The 17,363-nt window shown below is 72.4% G+C and carries 14 protein-coding genes and 2 pseudogenes; 10 read left to right on the top strand and 6 right to left on the bottom strand.

Features of this window, described 5'->3' with window-relative positions; genetic code table 11:
* Window positions 1-232, bottom strand: a pseudogene (locus tag AA75_RS51525) (hypothetical protein); the annotation flags it as partial.
* Window positions 233-272: 40 nt separating this feature from the next.
* Here AA75_RS51525 and AA75_RS51530 point away from each other — a divergent pair.
* Entirely contained in the window at window positions 273-686 is a 414-nt protein-coding gene (locus AA75_RS51530) for a hypothetical protein (RefSeq protein ID WP_206743462.1), read from the top strand.
* A 73-nt stretch (window positions 687-759) separates the two neighbouring features.
* Here AA75_RS51530 and aceE read toward each other — a convergent pair whose 3' ends face one another.
* A complete protein-coding gene (gene aceE, locus AA75_RS33630) occupies window positions 760-3,510 on the bottom strand; it encodes a pyruvate dehydrogenase (acetyl-transferring), homodimeric type (protein ID WP_033824148.1) in 2,751 nt (916 codons plus the stop codon).
* Window positions 3,511-4,028: 518 nt separating this feature from the next.
* Here aceE and AA75_RS33635 point away from each other — a divergent pair.
* The 5 genes from AA75_RS33635 to AA75_RS33655 all read left to right on the top strand — a co-directional run bounded on the left by AA75_RS33635 (window position 4,029) and on the right by AA75_RS33655 (window position 7,896).
* Entirely contained in the window at window positions 4,029-4,466 is a 438-nt protein-coding gene (locus AA75_RS33635) for a DUF3052 domain-containing protein (RefSeq protein WP_033824149.1), read from the top strand.
* 234 nt (window positions 4,467-4,700) lie between these two features.
* Entirely contained in the window at window positions 4,701-5,159 is a 459-nt protein-coding gene (locus AA75_RS33640) for a peroxiredoxin (protein ID WP_033824164.1), read from the top strand.
* 191 nt (window positions 5,160-5,350) lie between these two features.
* Complete coding sequence (locus tag AA75_RS33645) at window positions 5,351-5,926, top strand: TerD family protein (protein WP_033824150.1); 576 nt, start codon at window positions 5,351-5,353, stop codon at window positions 5,924-5,926.
* A 250-nt stretch (window positions 5,927-6,176) separates the two neighbouring features.
* Window positions 6,177-6,752, top strand: a complete 576-nt coding sequence (locus tag AA75_RS33650; protein WP_033824151.1) for a TerD family protein — start codon at window positions 6,177-6,179, stop codon at window positions 6,750-6,752.
* 61 nt (window positions 6,753-6,813) lie between these two features.
* Window positions 6,814-7,896: a DUF475 domain-containing protein gene (locus AA75_RS33655; RefSeq protein WP_033824152.1), complete on the top strand. Its 1,083-nt coding sequence runs from the start codon at window positions 6,814-6,816 to the stop codon at window positions 7,894-7,896.
* Between the two features lie 76 nt (window positions 7,897-7,972).
* Here the strand turns inward: AA75_RS33655 and AA75_RS33660 are convergent, their stop codons facing one another.
* The gene (locus AA75_RS33660) at window positions 7,973-9,136 is read right to left on the bottom strand and encodes a DUF2637 domain-containing protein (RefSeq protein WP_033824153.1); all 1,164 of its coding nucleotides are present in this window, start codon (window positions 9,134-9,136) and stop codon (window positions 7,973-7,975) included.
* Between the two features lie 338 nt (window positions 9,137-9,474).
* Between AA75_RS33660 and AA75_RS33665 the strand changes: the two genes are divergently transcribed.
* Window positions 9,475-10,221 carry a Tellurium resistance gene (locus AA75_RS33665; RefSeq protein ID WP_199520480.1) on the top strand — a complete coding sequence of 249 codons (747 nt, stop codon included), beginning with the start codon at window positions 9,475-9,477 and terminating at the stop codon, window positions 10,219-10,221.
* A 9-nt stretch (window positions 10,222-10,230) separates the two neighbouring features.
* On the opposite strand, the gene AA75_RS33670 is transcribed toward AA75_RS33665, so the two are convergent.
* Complete coding sequence (locus AA75_RS33670; protein WP_033824154.1) at window positions 10,231-11,226, bottom strand: TerD family protein; 996 nt, start codon at window positions 11,224-11,226, stop codon at window positions 10,231-10,233.
* A 358-nt stretch (window positions 11,227-11,584) separates the two neighbouring features.
* On the opposite strand from AA75_RS33670, the gene AA75_RS33675 reads away from it, so the two are divergent.
* The 3 genes and pseudogenes from AA75_RS33675 to AA75_RS33690 all read left to right on the top strand — a co-directional run bounded on the left by AA75_RS33675 (window position 11,585) and on the right by AA75_RS33690 (window position 16,159).
* Entirely contained in the window at window positions 11,585-12,757 is a 1,173-nt protein-coding gene (locus tag AA75_RS33675) for an HpcH/HpaI aldolase/citrate lyase family protein (protein WP_033824155.1), read from the top strand.
* Window positions 12,758-12,811: 54 nt separating this feature from the next.
* A pseudogene (locus AA75_RS52725) lies at window positions 12,812-15,317 on the top strand (phosphoribosyltransferase).
* Window positions 15,317-16,159 (top strand): hypothetical protein, encoded by an 843-nt coding sequence (locus tag AA75_RS33690; RefSeq protein WP_033824156.1) that lies wholly within the window; start codon window positions 15,317-15,319, stop codon window positions 16,157-16,159. Before AA75_RS52725 ends, AA75_RS33690 begins: the two are co-directional and overlap by 1 nt.
* A 54-nt stretch (window positions 16,160-16,213) precedes the next feature.
* Here AA75_RS33690 and AA75_RS33695 read toward each other — a convergent pair whose 3' ends face one another.
* Window positions 16,214-16,981, bottom strand: a complete 768-nt coding sequence (locus tag AA75_RS33695) for a hypothetical protein (protein ID WP_033824157.1) — start codon at window positions 16,979-16,981, stop codon at window positions 16,214-16,216.
* Between the two features lie 32 nt (window positions 16,982-17,013).
* Window positions 17,014-17,241: a zinc ribbon domain-containing protein gene (locus AA75_RS33700; RefSeq protein ID WP_033824158.1), complete on the bottom strand. Its 228-nt coding sequence runs from the start codon at window positions 17,239-17,241 to the stop codon at window positions 17,014-17,016.
* Window positions 17,242-17,363: the final 122 nt, after the last annotated feature.

Consider the following 17,363-nt stretch of genomic DNA (forward strand, 5'->3'; position numbering starts at 1 on the left):
TCGCGGTGGTGAACAGCAACTCCGGCGGCGCACCGGCGACGGTGGCCTCACCCGAGGCGCCCGCGGCCGAGGTGTCGTCCCCCGAGGCGCCGTCGCCCGCGGCGTCCTCCCCGGCGGCGGCCGGGCCGCAGGCGTCCTCGCCCGCGGTGCCGTCCCCGGAGGCGTCCTCCTCCCCGGAGGCCTCGTCCCCCGATGTGTCGTCGCCCGGGGCCTCCTCCCCGGAGGGCTCCACCGGGCCGGGCGCCTCCGCCGCCCCGGCCGGCTACCGCTGGGTGGACGACCCGGCGGGCTTCCGGCTCGCGGTGCCCGACGGCTGGGTCCGCAGCGAGCACGGCGGCCAGATCGACTACTCGCCCGACGACGGCACCCACGTGCTGCGCATCGGGGTCACCCCGGCGGCGCCCAAGAGCCCCGAGGCGCACTTCCTGGAGCTGGAGCAGTCCGTCTCCGGGCAGGCGGACTACACCCGGATCAGCCTCGCGGCCAACGTCTACCAGGACCGCGAGGGCGCGCTGTGGGAGTTCACCTCGACCGACCCGGGACTCGGCCCCCGGCACACCGCCGACCAGGCGTTCATCGCCCCGGACGGCACCGAGTACGCGGTCCTGGTGGCCTCGCCGCCCGAGGACTGGAGCACCGTCCAGCAGCAGTTCGAGACCGTGCTCTCCACCTTCACGGTGGCCTGAGGTGGCCCGGGAACGGCCGGGGGCCGGACCCCTCGGAAGGAGTCCGGCCCCCGGCGTCAGCGGGTGGAGCGGATCAGGCGTCGCCGCCGGCGGCGCCCGGGTCGGCCGCCGCCACGTCCAGCAGCTGGTAGCGGTCGATGGCCGCCTTCAGCAGGCTGCGGTCGATCTTGCCCTGCTTGGCGAGCTCGGTGAGCACGCCCAGGACCACCGACTGCGCGTCGATGTGGAAGAAACGACGCGCCGCACCGCGGGTGTCGGCGAAGCCGAAACCGTCGGCGCCCAGCGACTGGTACTGGCCCGGCACCCAGCGCGAGATCTGGTCCGGCACCGCGCGCATCCAGTCGGACACCGCGACGAACGGGCCCTCGGCGCCCTGGAGCTTGGCCGTCACGTACGGGACGCGCTGCGGCTCCTCCGGGTGCAGCAGGTTGAACTCCTCGGCCTCCACCGCGTCGCGGCGCAGCTCGTTCCAGGAGGTCGCGGACCACACGTCGGCCTTGACGTTCCACTCCTCGGCGAGGATGCGCTGGGCCTCCAGGGCCCACGGCACCGCCACGCCGGAGGCGAGGATCTGGGCCGGGATCTGGCCCGCGGTGCCCGGCGCGTACCGGTGCAGACCCTTGAGGATGCCCTCGACGTCGACGTTCTCCGGCTCGGCCGGCATCTTGATCGGCTCGTTGTAGACCGTCATGTAGTAGAAGACGTCCTCGCCGTGCGGGTGCTCCGCCGACGAGCCGTACATCCGCCGCAGACCGTCCTGGACGATGTGCGCGATCTCGAAACCGTACGCCGGGTCGTAGGCGACCACGCCGGGGTTGGTCGAGGCCAGCAGGTGCGAGTGGCCGTCCGCGTGCTGCAGGCCCTCGCCGGTCAGCGTGGTGCGGCCGGCGGTGGCGCCGATCACGAAACCGCGGGCCAGCTGGTCGGCCATCTGCCAGAACTGGTCACCGGTGCGCTGGAACCCGAACATCGAGTAGAAGACGTAGACCGGGATCAGCGGCTCGCCGTGCGTCGCGTACGAGGAGCCGGCCGCGATCAGCGAGGCGGTGCAGCCGGCCTCGGAGATGCCGTCGTGCAGCATCTGGCCGGTCGGGGACTCCTTGTACGCCAGCAGCAGCTCGCGGTCGACCGACTCGTAGGTCTGGCCGAGCGGGTTGTAGATCTTGGCGGACGGGAAGAGCGAGTCCATGCCGAAGGTGCGGTACTCGTCCGGCGCGATCGGCACGAAGCGGTTGCCGATGCCCTTGTCCCGCATCAGGTCCTTGAGCACCCGGACGAACGCCATGGTGGTGGCGATGGTCTGGTTGCCCGAGCCCTTCTTGACCCCCTTGTAGGCGTCGTCGCCGGGGAGCTCCAGCTTGCGCGGCCGCACCTTGCGGGTCGGCACGTAACCGCCGAGCTCGCGCCGGCGGTCGTGCATGTACTGGATCTCCTCCGAGTCCTTGCCCGGGTGGTAGTAGGGCGGGTAGCCCTCGTCCAGCTGCTTGTCGGTGATCGGCAGGTGCAGCCGGTCACGGAAGCGCTTGAGGTCCTCGACCGTCAGCTTCTTCATCTGGTGGGTCGCGTTGCGGCCCTCGAAGTTCGGACCCAGCGTCCAGCCCTTGACGGTCTGGGCGAGGATCACGGTCGGCTGGCCGACGTGCTCGCGGGCCGCCTTGAAGGCCGCGTACACCTTGGCGTGGTCGTGACCGCCGCGGCCCAGGTGCTGGATCTGCTTGTCGGTCATGTTCTCGACCATCGCGCGCAGGCGCAGGTCGCCGCCGAAGAAGTGCTCGCGGATGTACGCGCCGGTCTCGGTGGCGTACGTCTGGAACTGGCCGTCGACGGTGGTGTTCATCTTGTTGACCAGCACGCCGTCGCGGTCCTGGGCGAGCAGCGGGTCCCAGCTGCGGTCCCAGATCAGCTTGATCACGTTCCAGCCGGCGCCGCGGAACTGCGACTCCAGCTCCTGGATGATCTTGCCGTTGCCGCGGACCGGGCCGTCCAGGCGCTGCAGGTTGCAGTTGACCACGAAGGTCAGGTTGTCCAGGCCCTCGCGGGCCGCCAGCGAGAGCTGGCCGAGCGACTCGGGCTCGTCCATCTCGCCGTCGCCGAGGAAGGCGTAGACGTGCGACTGGGAGGTGTCCTTGATGCCGCGGTGCTCCAGGTACCGGTTCATCCGGGCCTGGTAGATCGCACCGAGCGGGCCGAGGCCCATCGAGACGGTCGGGAACTCCCAGAAGTCCGGCATCAGCCGCGGGTGCGGGTAGCTGGACAGGCCGTACGGCGCCTTCGACTTCTCCTGCCGGAAGGCGTCGAGCTGCTGCTCGCTGAGCCGGTCCAGCAGGAAGGCGCGGGCGTAGATGCCGGGGGAGGCGTGACCCTGGAAGAAGATCTGGTCGCCGGACTCGCCGTCGGCGTCCTTGCCCCGGAAGAAGTAGTTGAAGCCCACGTCGTAGAGCGACGCGGAGGAGGCGAAGGTGGCGATGTGGCCACCGACGCCGATGCCGGGGCGCTGGGCCCGGGAGACCATCACGGCCGCGTTCCAGCGGGTCGCGTTCAGGACCTTGCGCTCGATCTCCTCGTTGCCGGGGAAGAACGGCTCGTCCTTGGTGGCGATGGTGTTGACGTAGTCCGTGCTGCGCATCTCGGGCACGGCGACACGCTTCTCGCGGGCGCGCTCGATCAGCCGCAGCATCAGGTAGCGGGCACGCTCGCGCCCCCGCTCGTCGATGGCAGCGTCAAGCGACTCCAGCCATTCCGCGGTCTCCTCGGGATCGAAGTCCGGGACCTGACTCGGAAGGCCGCCAATGATGATCGGGTTGCGATCGGATCCGGAAGCCACGCTGTTCCTTCACTGTCGGTCGAAACTGAGGTGTGTCGCGCCGCCTCCATCGTGTACCGCGACTCGGAGATCCGTCATCTCTACCGATCGGTAACCGTTCCGCCTGTTGGGCGGAGCGGTCAGGAAGCGTGCGGCGGAGGGCGTCATTGCCTTCGCCGTGCACCCCCGGGGGTTACGAAGAGGTGGTCCGACCTGGTTACCCGGCCGCCCGATGGCGGGCGGTCAGGGTGAGGGCCAACAGGAGACTCTACGCCCGCGTGGGCGAGTCCCCCGAATGCCGTTCGCATCTCGGTCAGCTGTACGGCATGTGGCCCCGGGACCGGGGGAAGCATCGTTGTCCGGTGGGGAAAAGGGCAAATCGGTGTGATTCCCGCCACTGCGGACCGGCGTGTCCCGCCGCGACACGTCAACCTTTGGGTGGGATCGGGGGTCGGGTACTTGCGCGAACCGCCGGTCCCGTGTGGACTACGGCCACAGCCTCGGCATGGACGCCGGGCCGAATACTGGAGGTTATTCCCGTGAGCGCGACCGCGGACCCCGCGGACAAGTCCAACCCGGCACTGCGTTTCGGCTTCGAAGAGGGCCAGATCGTCCAGGAGCTCGGGTACGACGATGACAGTGACCAGGAGCTCCGCGAGGGCATCGAGGACATCACTGGTACCGAGCTCGTCGACGAGGACTACGACGACGTCGCAGACGCCGTCCTGCTGTGGCACCGCGAGGAGGACGGGGATCTCACCGACGCCCTGGTCGACGCGCTGGAGTACCTGGCGGAGGGCGGCCTGGTCTGGCTGCTGACCCCCAAGACGGGCCGTGACGGGCACATCGAGGCCTCCGACATCGCCGACGCCGCCCGCACCGCCGGTCTCGCCCAGACCAGCTCGGTGGCGGTCGCCAAGGACTGGGCCGGCACCAGGCTCGCCTCGCCGAAGGCCTCGCGCACCGGCAAGCGCTAGCTTCTCGCCCGACCGTCGATCCGGGCCCCGCTGGAGCTTCCTCCAGCGGGGCCCGGTCGCATCGGGGCCGCGGACTGGAGGAGCTGCCGGGACCTTTGTTCACCCAGGGCGAAACCGGGCCGCCACCAGCGGGAAGCCCTCACCCGTTCGGCCTAATGGCCCCGAACGGATGCGAGGATGCCCCTGTCCGCGCGGCGCACCGAGGGCCGCGGCACCCCAGAGGAAGGTCCCACCATGGCCATCGAGGTCGGCACCCAGGCTCCGGACTTCGAGCTGAAGAACCAGCACGGCGAGCTCGTGAAGCTCTCCGACTTCCGGGGCGAGAAGCACGTCGTCCTGGTCTTCTACCCGTTCGCCTTCACCGGGGTCTGCACCGGCGAGGTGTGCGCGATCCAGAAGGAGCTCCCGCGCCTGCAGAACGACGAGGTCCAGGTGCTCGCGGTCTCCAACGACTCGCCGTTCACCCTCCGCGTCTTCGCCGAGCAGGAGGGCCTGGAGTACCCGCTGCTGTCCGACTTCTGGCCGCACGGCGAGGTCTCCCGCGCCTACGGCGTCTTCAACGAGGAGAAGGGCTGCGCCGTGCGCGGCACCTTCGTGATCGACAAGGACGGCCAGGTCCGCTGGTCGATCGTCAACGGCCTGCCGGACGCCCGGGACGAGCAGGAGTACCTGAAGGTGCTCGGCGCGCTCTGAGCCGCCGCACCGGTCGCTGTGCCGGCCCGGCGCGCAGGTTCGAGGCGCGCCGGGCCGACTGGCCTCCCGGCGGGGAACCCGGCACTACGATCGGGCCGTTGGCAGGACAGGCGCACGCTCCGAACGGGCCGCGCCGGACACAGCACCACCGGGGGCACCGACCCGTGCCTCCCGATCCATGGAGGCAGCACGTGGGTGTCAGTCTGAGCAAGGGTGGCAACGTCTCGCTCACCAAGGAGGCCCCCGGCCTGACCGCGGTGATCGTCGGCCTCGGCTGGGACGTCCGCACCACCACCGGCAGTGGCTTCGACCTGGACGCGAGCGCCCTGCTCTGCAACGAGCAGGGCAAGGTCCGCTCGGACGCCGACTTCATCTTCTTCAACAACCTCAAGAGCGCGGACGGCTCGGTCGAGCACACCGGTGACAACCTCACCGGTGAGGGTGAGGGCGACGACGAGCAGATCAAGGTGGACCTGGCCGGCGTACCGGCCGACATCGCCAAGATCGTGTTCCCGGTGTCGATCTACGATGCCGAGAACCGCCAGCAGAGCTTCGGCCAGGTCCGCAACGCGTTCATCCGGGTGCTCAACCAGGCCGGTGGCGCCGAGATCGCCCGCTACGACCTGAGCGAGGACGCCTCCACCGAGACCGCGATGGTCTTCGGTGAGCTCTACCGCAACGGCGCCGAGTGGAAGTTCCGTGCCATCGGCCAGGGTTACGCCTCCGGCCTGCGCGGCATCGCCCAGGACTTCGGGGTGAACGTCTGACCGTCGTGACAGTCGCATAGGCTGCACCACCTGGGGCCGGCGGGAGCGATCAGCGCTCCCGCCGGCCCCTGTGCTGCCCCGGCCCGCCGACGGGCCGGGGAGTTCAGGAAGTTCAGGCGGGAGTGCAGCACTGCGCGGGCGCCGCTGGGCGTAGACCTTTGGGGTGCGCCGACCGCACCGTCGTGCGGCGGCAGAGCTGGAACCCGTGGACTCGGACCCCCGAGATGCGGGGGGACTAGGGAGGAAGTACATGAGCGTCACGCTCGCCAAGGGCGGCAACGTCTCGCTGACCAAGGCCGCGCCGAACCTGACCCAGGTGCAGATCGGCCTCGGCTGGGACGCCCGCTCGACCACCGGGGCGTCGTTCGACCTCGACGCGAGTGCGCTGCTCTGCTCCGGCGGCAAGGTGCTGGGCGACGAGTACTTCGTCTTCTACAACAACCTCAAGAGCCCCGAGGGCTCGGTCGAGCACCAGGGCGACAACCTGACCGGCGACGGGGACGGCGACGACGAGGTGGTCCAGGTCCACCTCGACCTGGTGCCGGCCCAGGTCGACAAGGTGGTCTTCGCCGTGTCCATCTACGACGCCGAGCCGCGGATGCAGAGCTTCGGCCAGGTCGGCAACGCCTACATCCGGGTGGTCGACCAGGCCGACGGCTCCGAGATCGCCCGCTACGACCTGAGCGAGGACGCCTCCACCGAGACCGCGATGATCTTCGGTGAGCTCTACCGCTACCAGGGCGAGTGGAAGTTCCGTGCGGTGGGCCAGGGGTACGCCTCCGGCCTGCGCGGGATCGTCCAGGACTTCGGCGTCAACGTAACGTAATGCCCGGTTCGAGCAGCCGTACCCGGCCTGGAACCACTGAAATCGAAAGGTAACTGACCCCGTGTTCCTCCGCACATTCGGATGGTCCTTCGCCATCACGATCGCCGGTCTGATCGCAGCCGGCCTGATCTGGGGGGCCGAAGGATTCGGCGTGGTGCTGATCCTCTCGGTCCTCGAGATCTCCCTCTCGTTCGACAACGCGGTCGTCAACGCCACGGTCCTGAAGCGGATGAACCCCTTCTGGCAGAAGATCTTCCTCACCGTCGGCGTGCTGATCGCCGTCTTCGGCATGCGGCTGATCTTCCCGCTGCTGGTGGTCGGCCTGACGGCCCACCTCAGCCCGGGCACCGTGATCGAGCTGGCGCTGGACTCCTCCAAGACGTACGAGGGCCTCACCTACGCCCAGTACCTGGAGGCCGCCAACCCGGCCATCGCGGCCTTCGGCGGCATCTTCCTGCTGATGATCTTCCTCGACTTCATCTTCGAGGAGAAGGACTTCAACTGGCTGCGCTGGCTGGAGAAGCCGCTGGAGAAGATCGGCAAGCTGGACGCCCTCTCCTCGGTGATCGCGCTGGTCGTCCTCGCCCTGTCCTCCCGGCTGTTCGCCGCCGAGCACGCCGAGACCGTCCTGCTGGCCGGCCTGATGGGCCTGGCCACCTACCTCGCCGTGAACGGCCTCTCCGGGGTCTTCGAGTCCGGCCTGGAGGCGCAGGAGGAGGCCGAGGAGGAGGCCGAGAAGACCGGTAAGTCGATCGTCCAGGTCGGCGGCAAGGCCGCGTTCTTCCTCTTCCTGTACCTGGAGGTGCTCGACGCCTCGTTCTCCTTCGACGGCGTGGTCGGCGCGTTCGCCATCTCCCAGGACATCTTCATGATCACGCTGGGCCTCGGCATCGGCGCGATGTACATCCGCTCGCTCACCGTCTTCCTGGTCCGCAAGGGCACCCTGGACGACTACGTGTACCTGGAGCACGGCGCGCACTACGCGATCGGCGCGCTGGCGGTCATCCTGCTGGTCGGCATCGAGTACCACATCCCGGAGATCGTCACCGGCCTGATCGGCGTCGCGTTCATCGGTGCGGCGCTGCTCTCCTCGATCGTCCGCAACAAGCGCGAACAGACGCTGGAGGAGAGTCCGGTCGCCTGACCGGTCCTCCCCCGCAACGCCGAAGGGGTCCCCCGCACCGAGTGCGGGGGACCCCTTCGCCGTGCCTGCCCGGCGGTCAGCCGAGCTGCTGCTCGATGGCGCGCAGCTTGCGCTCCAGCGAGTCGAGCTTGGGCATCGACAGCGTGTCGTCGTCGGCGGTCAGGTCGACCGAGCCGTACGAGGAGGAGCCGTACGAGGAGGACGAACCGAACGAGGGCGAGGAGCTCAGGTACGGGTCCGAGGCGTACGGGTCACCGGCGGCCGGGGCCGACGGCGCCGAGGAGGAGGAGCCCACGGCGGCGCGGGGCCGGCGGCCGGCCGACAGTGCGGCGGGTTCGAGCGAGGAGGGACCGCTGGGGTCGGCGGACTCCTCGGCTAGAGCAGGCTCCGTAGCGGGCTGGCCGTCGCCGCCGACCGGCAGGGCCGGCACCTGGCGGCCGCCGCGGGCCCGGGCCAGCATGCCGCCCTGGCGGGCGATCGCCTTCAGCTCGGCCCGCTCGCGGCGGTCGGCGCTGCGGGCCCGCACCTTGGCGTCCAGCTTGGCCTGGCGCTCCTCGCGGACCTCCTCGACCGCCTCGTCGAGGCTGCGGACGTTCTCCAGCAGCATCAGCGACCAGGCCGCGTAGGTCTCGCGGGGGGCGCGCAGCCAGCGCACGATCCGGATCTGCGGCAGCGGGCGGGGGATCAGGCCCTGCTCGCGCAGGGCGGCCCGGCGGGTCTGCTTGAGCGCGCGGTCGAACAGCACGGCGGCCGAGATCGACATGCCGGCGAAGAACTGCGGGGCGCCGTCGTGCATGCCGCCGCGAGGCGCGTGCACCCAGTTGAACCAGGCCGAGGCGACCGCGAACAGCCAGACCAGCAGGCGGGAGCCGAGCGCGGCGTCACCGTGGCTGGCCTCGCGGACGGCGAGCACCGAGCAGAACATCGCGGCGCCGTCCAGTCCGAACGGGACCAGGTACTCCCAGCCGCCGGAGAGGTTCAGGTTCTGCTGGCCGAAACCGACCAGACCGTGGAAGGAGAGCGCCGCGGCCACGCCGGCACAGCAGAAGAGCAGCACGTACGAGGCGCCGCCGTAGACGGCCTCCTTGCGGCGGCGGCGCTCCTCGCTGCGTTCCCAGGAGTCGGCGCTCTCGTCGGCGCCGTTGTTCTTGAAGCGCAGGAAGGCCACCAGGATGGCGGTGAACAGCAGGGCTGCGCCGCCGACGACGGCCCAGACCAGCTGTATGGAGGAGAGGTTCATCGCGGGGAGGGCCTCGGCTTTCCGCAGGGACGAAGAAGAGCTTCGCGGTCGGGCACAGGGGCCGGATCCCGCCGGGGGGAGGCGGGTCTGACGGTACGTCGCGGACGCCGGGGACGTGGCGGGCGGGACACCTGTGCGGAGAGACGATATCGCGTCCGGGGGTGCGGCATGTTACGGGAGTGGGGATCCTTCGGCCAGCAGCGGAACGCGGACCGGCTGACGTTGACTCACCGGCACCCGTTGGGTATGGCCCTGATGGCGCGGTACGGGCACGATGGGAGGGCCGGCTGCGGGATCATGGGCCCGGTCGGATCGGACTGGCTCTGGGGGAGGACGCGATGGTCTCGGTGTGGGAGTTCCTGAAGGGCGATCGGAACAGTGTGGACTCCGGCGGCCAGTTCAAGATCACGCTGACCAAGTCCCGCCCGCAGCACGCGATCACCGGCTCGGCCGCCACCACCGGCTACCTGTACGTCAACCTGCACTGGGCGGCCCGGACCGCCGACGGCCCGGGCGGCGGCTCCTCGCTGCGCCGGCTGTTCGACCCGCGGATCCTGCGGCCGATGGCGCCGGACTCCTTCAACCGGCCGCAGCTGAACGTCGACCTCGACCTCGCCTGCCTGTACGAGCTGGCCGACGGCACCCGGGGCGTGGTGCAGCCGCTCGGCCAGCTCTTCGGCGACCTGAACCGGCCGCCCTACATCAAGCTGAGCGGCGACGACGTCTACGGTGCGCCGTCCGGCGAGACGATGTACATCAACCTGGAGAAGAAGGACCAGTTCAAGCGCTTACTGATCTTCGTCTACATCTACGACGACACCCCGGCCTTCGACCGCACCCACGCCACCGTGACCATCGTGCCGCAGAGCGGCCCCCGGCTGGAGATCAAGCTGGACGAACGGGCCCCGGCGGCCCGCTCCTGCGCGGTGGTGCTGATCGAGAACTCCGGGGACGGCCAGCTCACCGTCCGCCGGGAGGTGCGGTACGTGCACGGCTTCCAGTCCGACCTGGACCGGCTCTACGGCTTCGGCATGCAGTGGCAGCGCGGCTACAAGAGCGGACCGAGCGCCCCCGGCAGCAGCTGAGGCCCCCGGTCAGCGCGGCTGGAACTGCGGGCCCTGCGGCGGCAGTACGAAGCCGCCGGGCTGCTGCGGGCGGGCCGGCGGTGCGGGCGGCTGCTGCGGGGGAGCGACCTGCTGCTGCGGGTGGCCGTACCCGGTCGGCGGCTGCTGCGGCGGGTAGCCGTAGCCCGTCGGGTGCGGCTGCTGCGGGGGGTAGCCGTACCCCGGGTAGCCGGCCGGCTGGGGCTGCGGCGGCTGCTGGGGCGGGTAGCCGTAGCCGGCCGGGGGCGTGCTCGGCGGCGGCGGGACCGGCGCGGACACGGGGCCGGGCGGCGGCGGGGTGAGCGGGGCCGCCGGGGTGGCCGGGGCGAGGGTGTAGGTGTCCGGCTCCTCGACCGGCGGCGAGGTGTGCTGGTCCTCGGGCAGGCGCTGCAGCTGGGCGCCGCCGGTGGAGTCCGGGCCGCCGGGGGCGCCGTCGGCGTCGTCCTCGACCGCGATGCCGTAGTCGGTGGCCAGACCGCCGAGACCGCTGGTGTAGCCCTGCCCGACGGCGCGGAACTTCCAGCCGCCGTCGCGCCGGTACAGCTCGGCCGCCACCAGCGCGGTGACCTCGCCGGTGTCGGTCACCGCGAACCGGGCCAGCGGATCGGCGCCCTCGGGCGCCGCCGCGTCGTGGAGCAGCACCCGCAGGCCGGGCACGGCACGGAAGGAACCGCCCTCGGCGGAGCCCGCCAGCACCACCCGGTCGACCTCGGCCGGCAGCTTGGCGAGGTCCACCTCGATGGCGTCCCAGACCTCGGAACCGGAGTCCGAGCCCTGCTTGGGCAGGTGGCGCACCAGGCCGGACGGGTGCCGGGGCTGGTTGTAGAAGACGAAGTCGGCGTCCGACCGGACCTTGCCGCCCGCGCCCAGGAGCAGCGCGGAGGCGTCCACGTCGGGGGTGCCGGGCGAGTCCGTCCAGCGCAGCACGGCGCGGACCGCGGCGGCCGTCAGCGGGATGTTGGCGCCCTTCGCCATCTCATGCGTCATAGCGCACCATCCTGCCCGTTCGCGACCGGTTCGGACAACGCGCCTCCCCTGCCGGCCGCGGCGGGGACGGGCCCGCGGGCGGCCGTGGGGAGGACCGCGGGCGCGCGTTGTGTGAAGCGGATGGCAACCTTCCGAGAATTCGATGTTTCAAGGCTCCGGATGGCCGAATCTGTCCGTACGATAAGCCGCCAACGGCTCTGGCCTCCCGCCCTTCCCCGAACGCCCCACGCGGCTGCGCACGGATCACGGGCTGCGGTGGAACCCCGGCGAACCATTCGCCCGGCTCATCCGTCCAACTGTTGAGGCGTCACCGGCCCCGCCCCCCGGCGGGTCGCATCCAAACCCAGGGGAGGGCACTTTGCGCCACTTCGGACACCTCGCGGAGGACGTCCGCGGCCGGCTCTTCCTGCGCCAGCCGGCCGTCTTCGACCGGACCGCCGACGCCGCGGTGCTCGCCACCGCCCTCGGTGCCACCCTCTACAGCCCCGCCACCCGGCCCACCCTCGCCGCGGACATCCGCAAGCAGGCCGGCCGAGGCGTGGTCTCCATGGTGCTCTGCCTGGAGGACGCGATAGCCGACCACGAGGTCCCCGCCGCCGAGGGCAACCTGGTGGCACAGCTCGCCGAGCTGGCCGAGGACCCCGGGCAGGAGCTCCCGCTGCTGTTCGTCCGGGTCCGCGCCGCCGCCCAGATCACCGACCTGACCGCCCGGCTCGGCGCCGCGGCCGCCCTGCTCACCGGCTTCGTGGTGCCGAAGTTCACCGAGGAGAGCGGCACCGCCTTCCTGGAGGCCCTCACCGAGGCCGAGGCCGCCTGCGGACGGAGGCTGTTCGCCATGCCCGTCCTGGAGTCCCCGGAACTCGCCCACCTGGAGAGCCGCCGCGACACCCTGTTCGGCGTCGCCCGCCTGCTGGAGAAGTACCGCGAGCGGATCCTCGCCGTCCGCCTCGGCGTGACCGACCTGTGCTCCGCCTACGGGCTGCGCCGCTCCCCGGACCTGACCGCCTACGACGTCGCCCTGGTGGCCGGCGTGATCGGCGACGTGGTCAACGTCCTCGGCCGGGCCGACGGCAGCGGCTTCACCGTCACCGGCCCGGTCTGGGAGTACTTCCCGGTCCAGGAGCGGATCTTCAAGCCGCAACTGCGCCGCACCCCCTTCGCCGAGGCGCACCCGCCCGCGGAGGGCCTGCGCCAGCAGATCATCGAGCACGACCTGGACGGCCTGATCCGCGAGATCGAGCTCGACCGGGCCAACGGCCTGCTCGGCAAGACCTGCATCCACCCCAGCCACGTCCCCGCCGTGCACGCACTGTCCGTGGTCACCCACGAGGAGTACTCGGACGCCCAGGACATCCTCCAGCAGAGCCTCGGCGGCGGCGGGGTGCTGCGCTCGGCGTACACCAACAAGATGAACGAGGCCAAGCCGCACCGCGCCTGGGCCGAGCGGGTGCTGCTGCGGGCCGAGGTCTTCGGCGTCGCCCGCGAGGAGGTCAGCTTCGCCGAGCTGCTCAGCGCCTGCCTGTGCCCCTGAGCAGGGCCGGAGCACGTACCCTCGCCCGAGCGGCACCACCCGAAAGCAGGAGTCTTGACAGCACAGCACGCACCGCCGGCGCCCTGGACCGGCCAGTGGGTCACCGACCGGCTGGATCTGCGGCTCACCGGCTCCCCCGAGCTGCCCGCCCTGATCGGCCTCGCCCTGCGGAAGAACCCCCGCCGGGCCCACCTGCTGGTCTCCGGGGTGCTCGGCAAGCACGTCCCGCAGCGCCCCGCCGTGGTGCACGGCGCCGGCCTGGAGCTCGGCCGCCGGGTCCGCGAGCTGCTCGGCCCCGAGGCCGCCGCCCGGGCCGTGGTGCTCGGCTACGCGGAGACCGCCACCGCGCTCGGCCACAGCGTCGCCGACGGCCTGGACGCGCCCTACCTGCACTCCACCCGCCGGCCGGTGGCCGGGGTGGCGGCGGTCGGCGGCTTCGAGGAGGAGCACTCGCACGCCACCTCCCACCTGCTGCTGCCCGAGGACCCGCGGCTGCTGGCCGGGGACGGGCCGCTGGTCCTGGTCGACGACGAGTTCTCCACCGGCAACACGGTGCTCAACACCGTCCGCGCCCTGCACGCCACCCACCCCCGCAGCCACTACGTGGTGGTCGCCCTGGTGGACCTGCGCACCGGGGCGGACCGGACGCGGCTGGCCGAGGCCGCCGCCGAGCTCGGCGCCCGGCTCGACCTGGTCGCCACCGCCGACGGCGGGGTCGAACTGCCGCCGGACGCCCTGGCCCGGGCGCAGGCCCTGATCGAGGCGGCCGCCCCCGAGGCGCCGCTGCCGGCCGGGGAGCCCGCCCCGCTGGCGCGGGTCGAGCTGGGCTGGCCGGCCGGCCTGCCCGACGGCGGACGGCACGGCTTCACCCGGGACCACCGGGCCCGGCTGGAACAGGCGCTGCCGGCCTTCGCCGCCGAGCTGGCCGGGCACGTCACCGGCGAGAGCGTCCTGGTGCTTGGCTTCGAGGAGCTGATGTACGCGCCGCTGCGCCTCGCCGGGGCGCTGGCCGAACGGCTCGGGGAGCACCGGGTGCGGTTCTCCACCACCACCCGCTCCCCGGTGCTGGCCGTGGACGACCCGGGCTACGCGATCCGCACCCGGCTGGCCTTCCCGGCCCACGACGACCCGGCCGACGGGCCGGGCGAGCGCTACGCCTACAACGTCGCCCCCGGCGACGACGTCTCCCGCCGCTTCGACAGCGTGGTCCTGGTGGTGGACGACCCGGCCGACACCCCCGCCCTGGCCGAGGGCGAACGGGCCCTGCTGCAGCAGTTGCGGCAGGTCACCGACCAGGTGGTGCTGGCCGTTCTCCCCTCGTACCGCCCATCGACACCCCGCTGACGTCTCGCTGCACCACCATGCAAGCTGAGCACCCCCACCGAAGGCCGGCATGATCACCGACACCAATCCGACCACCTCGCCGCCGCTGTACGGACCGGCGTTCTCCTCCTACCCGGCGCAGGACGTCACCTGGCTGCTCAAGGACCTCTCCGGGGTGGCGCTGGAGGCCCCGACCGAGGAGCGCGAGGAGGCCGTCCAGTCGGGCGGCGCCCACTACGCCGAGTCGCTGCCGGTCGAGTACCAGCCCAGCCCCGAGTACCAGGAGCTGTTCCAGCAGGCGCTGACCGCCTCGGCCGAGCGGATCGCGCTGGCCGTCGGCACCGTCGCCGAGACGCTGCTGCGTGAGCGCGGCCGGGGCCTGGTGCTGGCCTCGCTGGCCCGGGCCGGCACCCCGGTCGGCATCCTGATCCGCCGCTGGCTCGGCTTCGCCCACGGTCTGGACGTCCCGCACTACACCGTCTCGATCGTTCGCGGGCGCGGTATCGACCAGGTCGCGCTGCGGTACCTGGCCGGCCACCACCACGCCGGGGACGTGGTCTTCGTCGACGGCTGGACCGGCAAGGGCGCGATCACCAGGGAGCTGGCCGCCGCGCTGGACGGCACCGGCTTCGACCCCGACCTCGCGGTGCTCGCCGACCCCGGCGGCTGCGTGCGCACCTACGGCACCCGGGACGACTTCCTGATCCCGTCGGCCTGCCTCAACTCCACCGTCTCCGGCCTGATCTCGCGGACCGTGCTGCGGGACGACCTGATCGGCCCGGACGAGTTCCACGGCGCCAAGTTCTACCGCGAGCTCGGCGGCGCCGACGTCTCGCAGGCCTTCGTCGCCGCCGTGGTGGACCGCTTCGAGAGCGTCCGCGAGGCCGCCGAGGCCGCGGCCGGGCGCCTCGCCGCCGAGGACCGCGCCCCCACCTGGGAGGGCTGGGCCGCGGTCGAGCGGATCAGCGCCGAGTACGGCATCGACAACGTCAACCTGGTCAAGCCCGGTGTTGGCGAGACCACCCGGGTGATGCTCCGCCGGGTGCCGTGGCGGGTGCTGGCCCGCCGCGGCGCCGGCACCGACCTGGACCACGTCCGGCTGCTGGCAGAGCAGCGCGGCGTACCCGTGGAGGAGGTGGACGGGCTGCCGTACTCCTGCGTGGGCCTGATCCACCCCCGCTACACCCGGGGCGCCGTCGGCGCCGACGGGACGGCAGTGCGAGCGGAGGACAACTGATGGACAGCCGGTTCCTGGTGGCGAGCGACCTCGACCGCACCCTGATCTACTCCAACCGGGCACTGGCCCTGGAGATGCCCGACCGGCTGGCCCCGCGGCTGCTGGCGGTCGAGGTGCACGACGGACGGGCGCTGTCCTTCATGACCGAGGAGGCGGCCGAGCTGCTGGTCGAGCTGACCGCGCTGGCCACCTTCGTCCCCGCCACCACCCGGACCCGCGCCCAGTACGAGCGGGTCCACCTGCCCGGGCCGGTCCCCGGCTGGATCCCGAAGTACGCGATCTGCGCCAACGGCGGGCACCTGCTGGTCGACGGGGTGCCGGACCAGGACTGGCAGACCGAAGTGCGGGGCCGGCTGGCCGCCTCCTGCGCCCCGCTCGCCGAGGTGGTCGAGCACCTGGCGATCACCGCCGACCCGGAGTGGACCCACAAGCGGCGGGTGGCCGAGGACCTGTTCGCCTACCTGGTGGTCGAGCGCGCCGACCTGCCGGAGGGCTGGCTCGCCGAGCTGACCGGCTGGTCCGAGGAGCGCGGCTGGAACATCTCGCTGCAGGGCCGCAAGGTGTACGCGGTGCCGTCGCCGCTGAGCAAGAGCGCCGCGCTGGCCGAGGTCGAGCGCCGGACCGGCGCCGCCACCGTGCTGTCCGCCGGCGACTCGCTGCTCGACGCGGACCTGCTGCTCGCCGCCGACCACGGCTGGCGGCCCGGCCACGGCGAGCTGGCCGAGGCCGGCTGGACGGCGCCCGGGGTCACCGCGCTGGAACGGATCGGGGTCTCGGCGGGCGAGGAGATCGTCCGGCGGATGCTGGCCCGGGTCCGGGCCGGGGCCTCCGTCCAGGTCTGACGGCCGGGGCCTCCGTCCAGGTCTGACGGCCGGGCGCGGAGGGCGACCCCGGTCTCAGGTGCGGGGGCGGCGGTGGCCGCCGCGCAGGACCAGCGCGGGCGTGCCCTCGTCGTACGCCCCGCAGGCGGTGGCCGACCACGGGGACCACTGCTGCGGAACGGCGTAGTACGGCACCAGCACCGGCGGCCCGCCCCGGCGGCCCGTCCTGGCCGCGGGCAGCAGCGCGGGCAGCACGTCCGGGCTCTGTCCGGCCAGGATGGCGTTGCGGCAGGACGTGCAGGCCGGGCGCCGGTCCGCGGCGGCCTCCCGGGCGCCGACCGTGGGCCGGCGGCGGGACTTGCGGGACACCGCCTTGCCGCCGCCGGCCGCGGGCACGGCGGCCGGGCCGTGCAGCGGGTTGTAGAAGCAGCGCACGGCGAACGGCCGGGGCCGCCCGCCCGCGTGCACGGTGTGCGCGGCGGCCAGCCGTTCGACGGCCTGCTCGGCCAGCACCACGGCGGCCGTCAGATCGGGCAGGTCGGTGCCGTCCGGCAGCCCGGCGGCCTCGTCGAGGAGCCGCCCGGCGGCTTCGTACGCCTCCAGCGCCCACAGGTAGTCACGGCGTGCCGCGGTCTCGCCGGGCGGCAGGCGCAGCTCCGCGGCCCGGAAGAGGTCCCCCGCCGCGGCGACCCGCTCGGCGGCGATGGCGGACAGCCGGTCGCGCAGCACCTGCCACTCGCGCAGGACGAGTTCCCCGGCCTCCTTCGACTCGCGGCGGCCGGGCGGCCGCGGGCCCTGCTCCGCGGGCCGGAGCAGGCCGAGGAACCACCAGCGTCGGAACACCTGAACACCCCCGATGAACGGCCCTCGCTCGGTCAGCCGCAGCAGCCTCCGCCGCAGCAGCCCCCGCCGCCGCCTGACGAGGGGGCGGGGGCCGCCTGGGCCGAGGCGGAGGAACCGCCGGTGACGGCGACCGTGGAGAGCAGCTTCACCGTATCGGCGTGGCCCTGCGGGCAGACGGCCGGGTCGTTGGCCTGCGCCATGGCACGGCGGAGTTCGAACGTGGCTCCGCAGGAGCGGCAGCGGAAGTCGTAGCGAGGCATGAGGGCAGCGTACCGACGTTCGGCCACCCCGAACCCCATGGCGCACACGGCCGACGCGAAGGACCGGGGCGGCCCGCCCGCCCGGGCACCCCTGCACGGGCACCCCTGCACGGGCACCCCTG

The sequence above is a fragment of the Kitasatospora sp. MBT63 genome (assembly GCF_000710465.2).
GTDB lineage: Bacteria > Actinomycetota > Actinomycetes > Streptomycetales > Streptomycetaceae > Kitasatospora.

What these genes read in the sequence shown, in the direction of transcription:
- AA75_RS33640 (WP_033824164.1), top strand. Translation starts at nt 4,701, where the DNA reads ATGGCCATCGAGGTCGGCACCCAGGCTCCGGACTTCGAGCTGAAGAAC.
- AA75_RS33650 (WP_033824151.1), top strand. Translation starts at nt 6,177, where the DNA reads ATGAGCGTCACGCTCGCCAAGGGCGGCAACGTCTCGCTGACCAAGGCC.
- AA75_RS33660 (WP_033824153.1), bottom strand. Translation starts at nt 9,136, where the DNA reads ATGAACCTCTCCTCCATACAGCTGGTCTGGGCCGTCGTCGGCGGCGCA.
- AA75_RS33665 (WP_199520480.1), top strand. Translation starts at nt 9,475, where the DNA reads ATGGTCTCGGTGTGGGAGTTCCTGAAGGGCGATCGGAACAGTGTGGAC.
- AA75_RS33670 (WP_033824154.1), bottom strand. Translation starts at nt 11,226, where the DNA reads ATGACGCATGAGATGGCGAAGGGCGCCAACATCCCGCTGACGGCCGCC.
- AA75_RS33690 (WP_033824156.1), top strand. Translation starts at nt 15,317, where the DNA reads ATGGACAGCCGGTTCCTGGTGGCGAGCGACCTCGACCGCACCCTGATC.
- AA75_RS33700 (WP_033824158.1), bottom strand. Translation starts at nt 17,241, where the DNA reads ATGCCTCGCTACGACTTCCGCTGCCGCTCCTGCGGAGCCACGTTCGAA.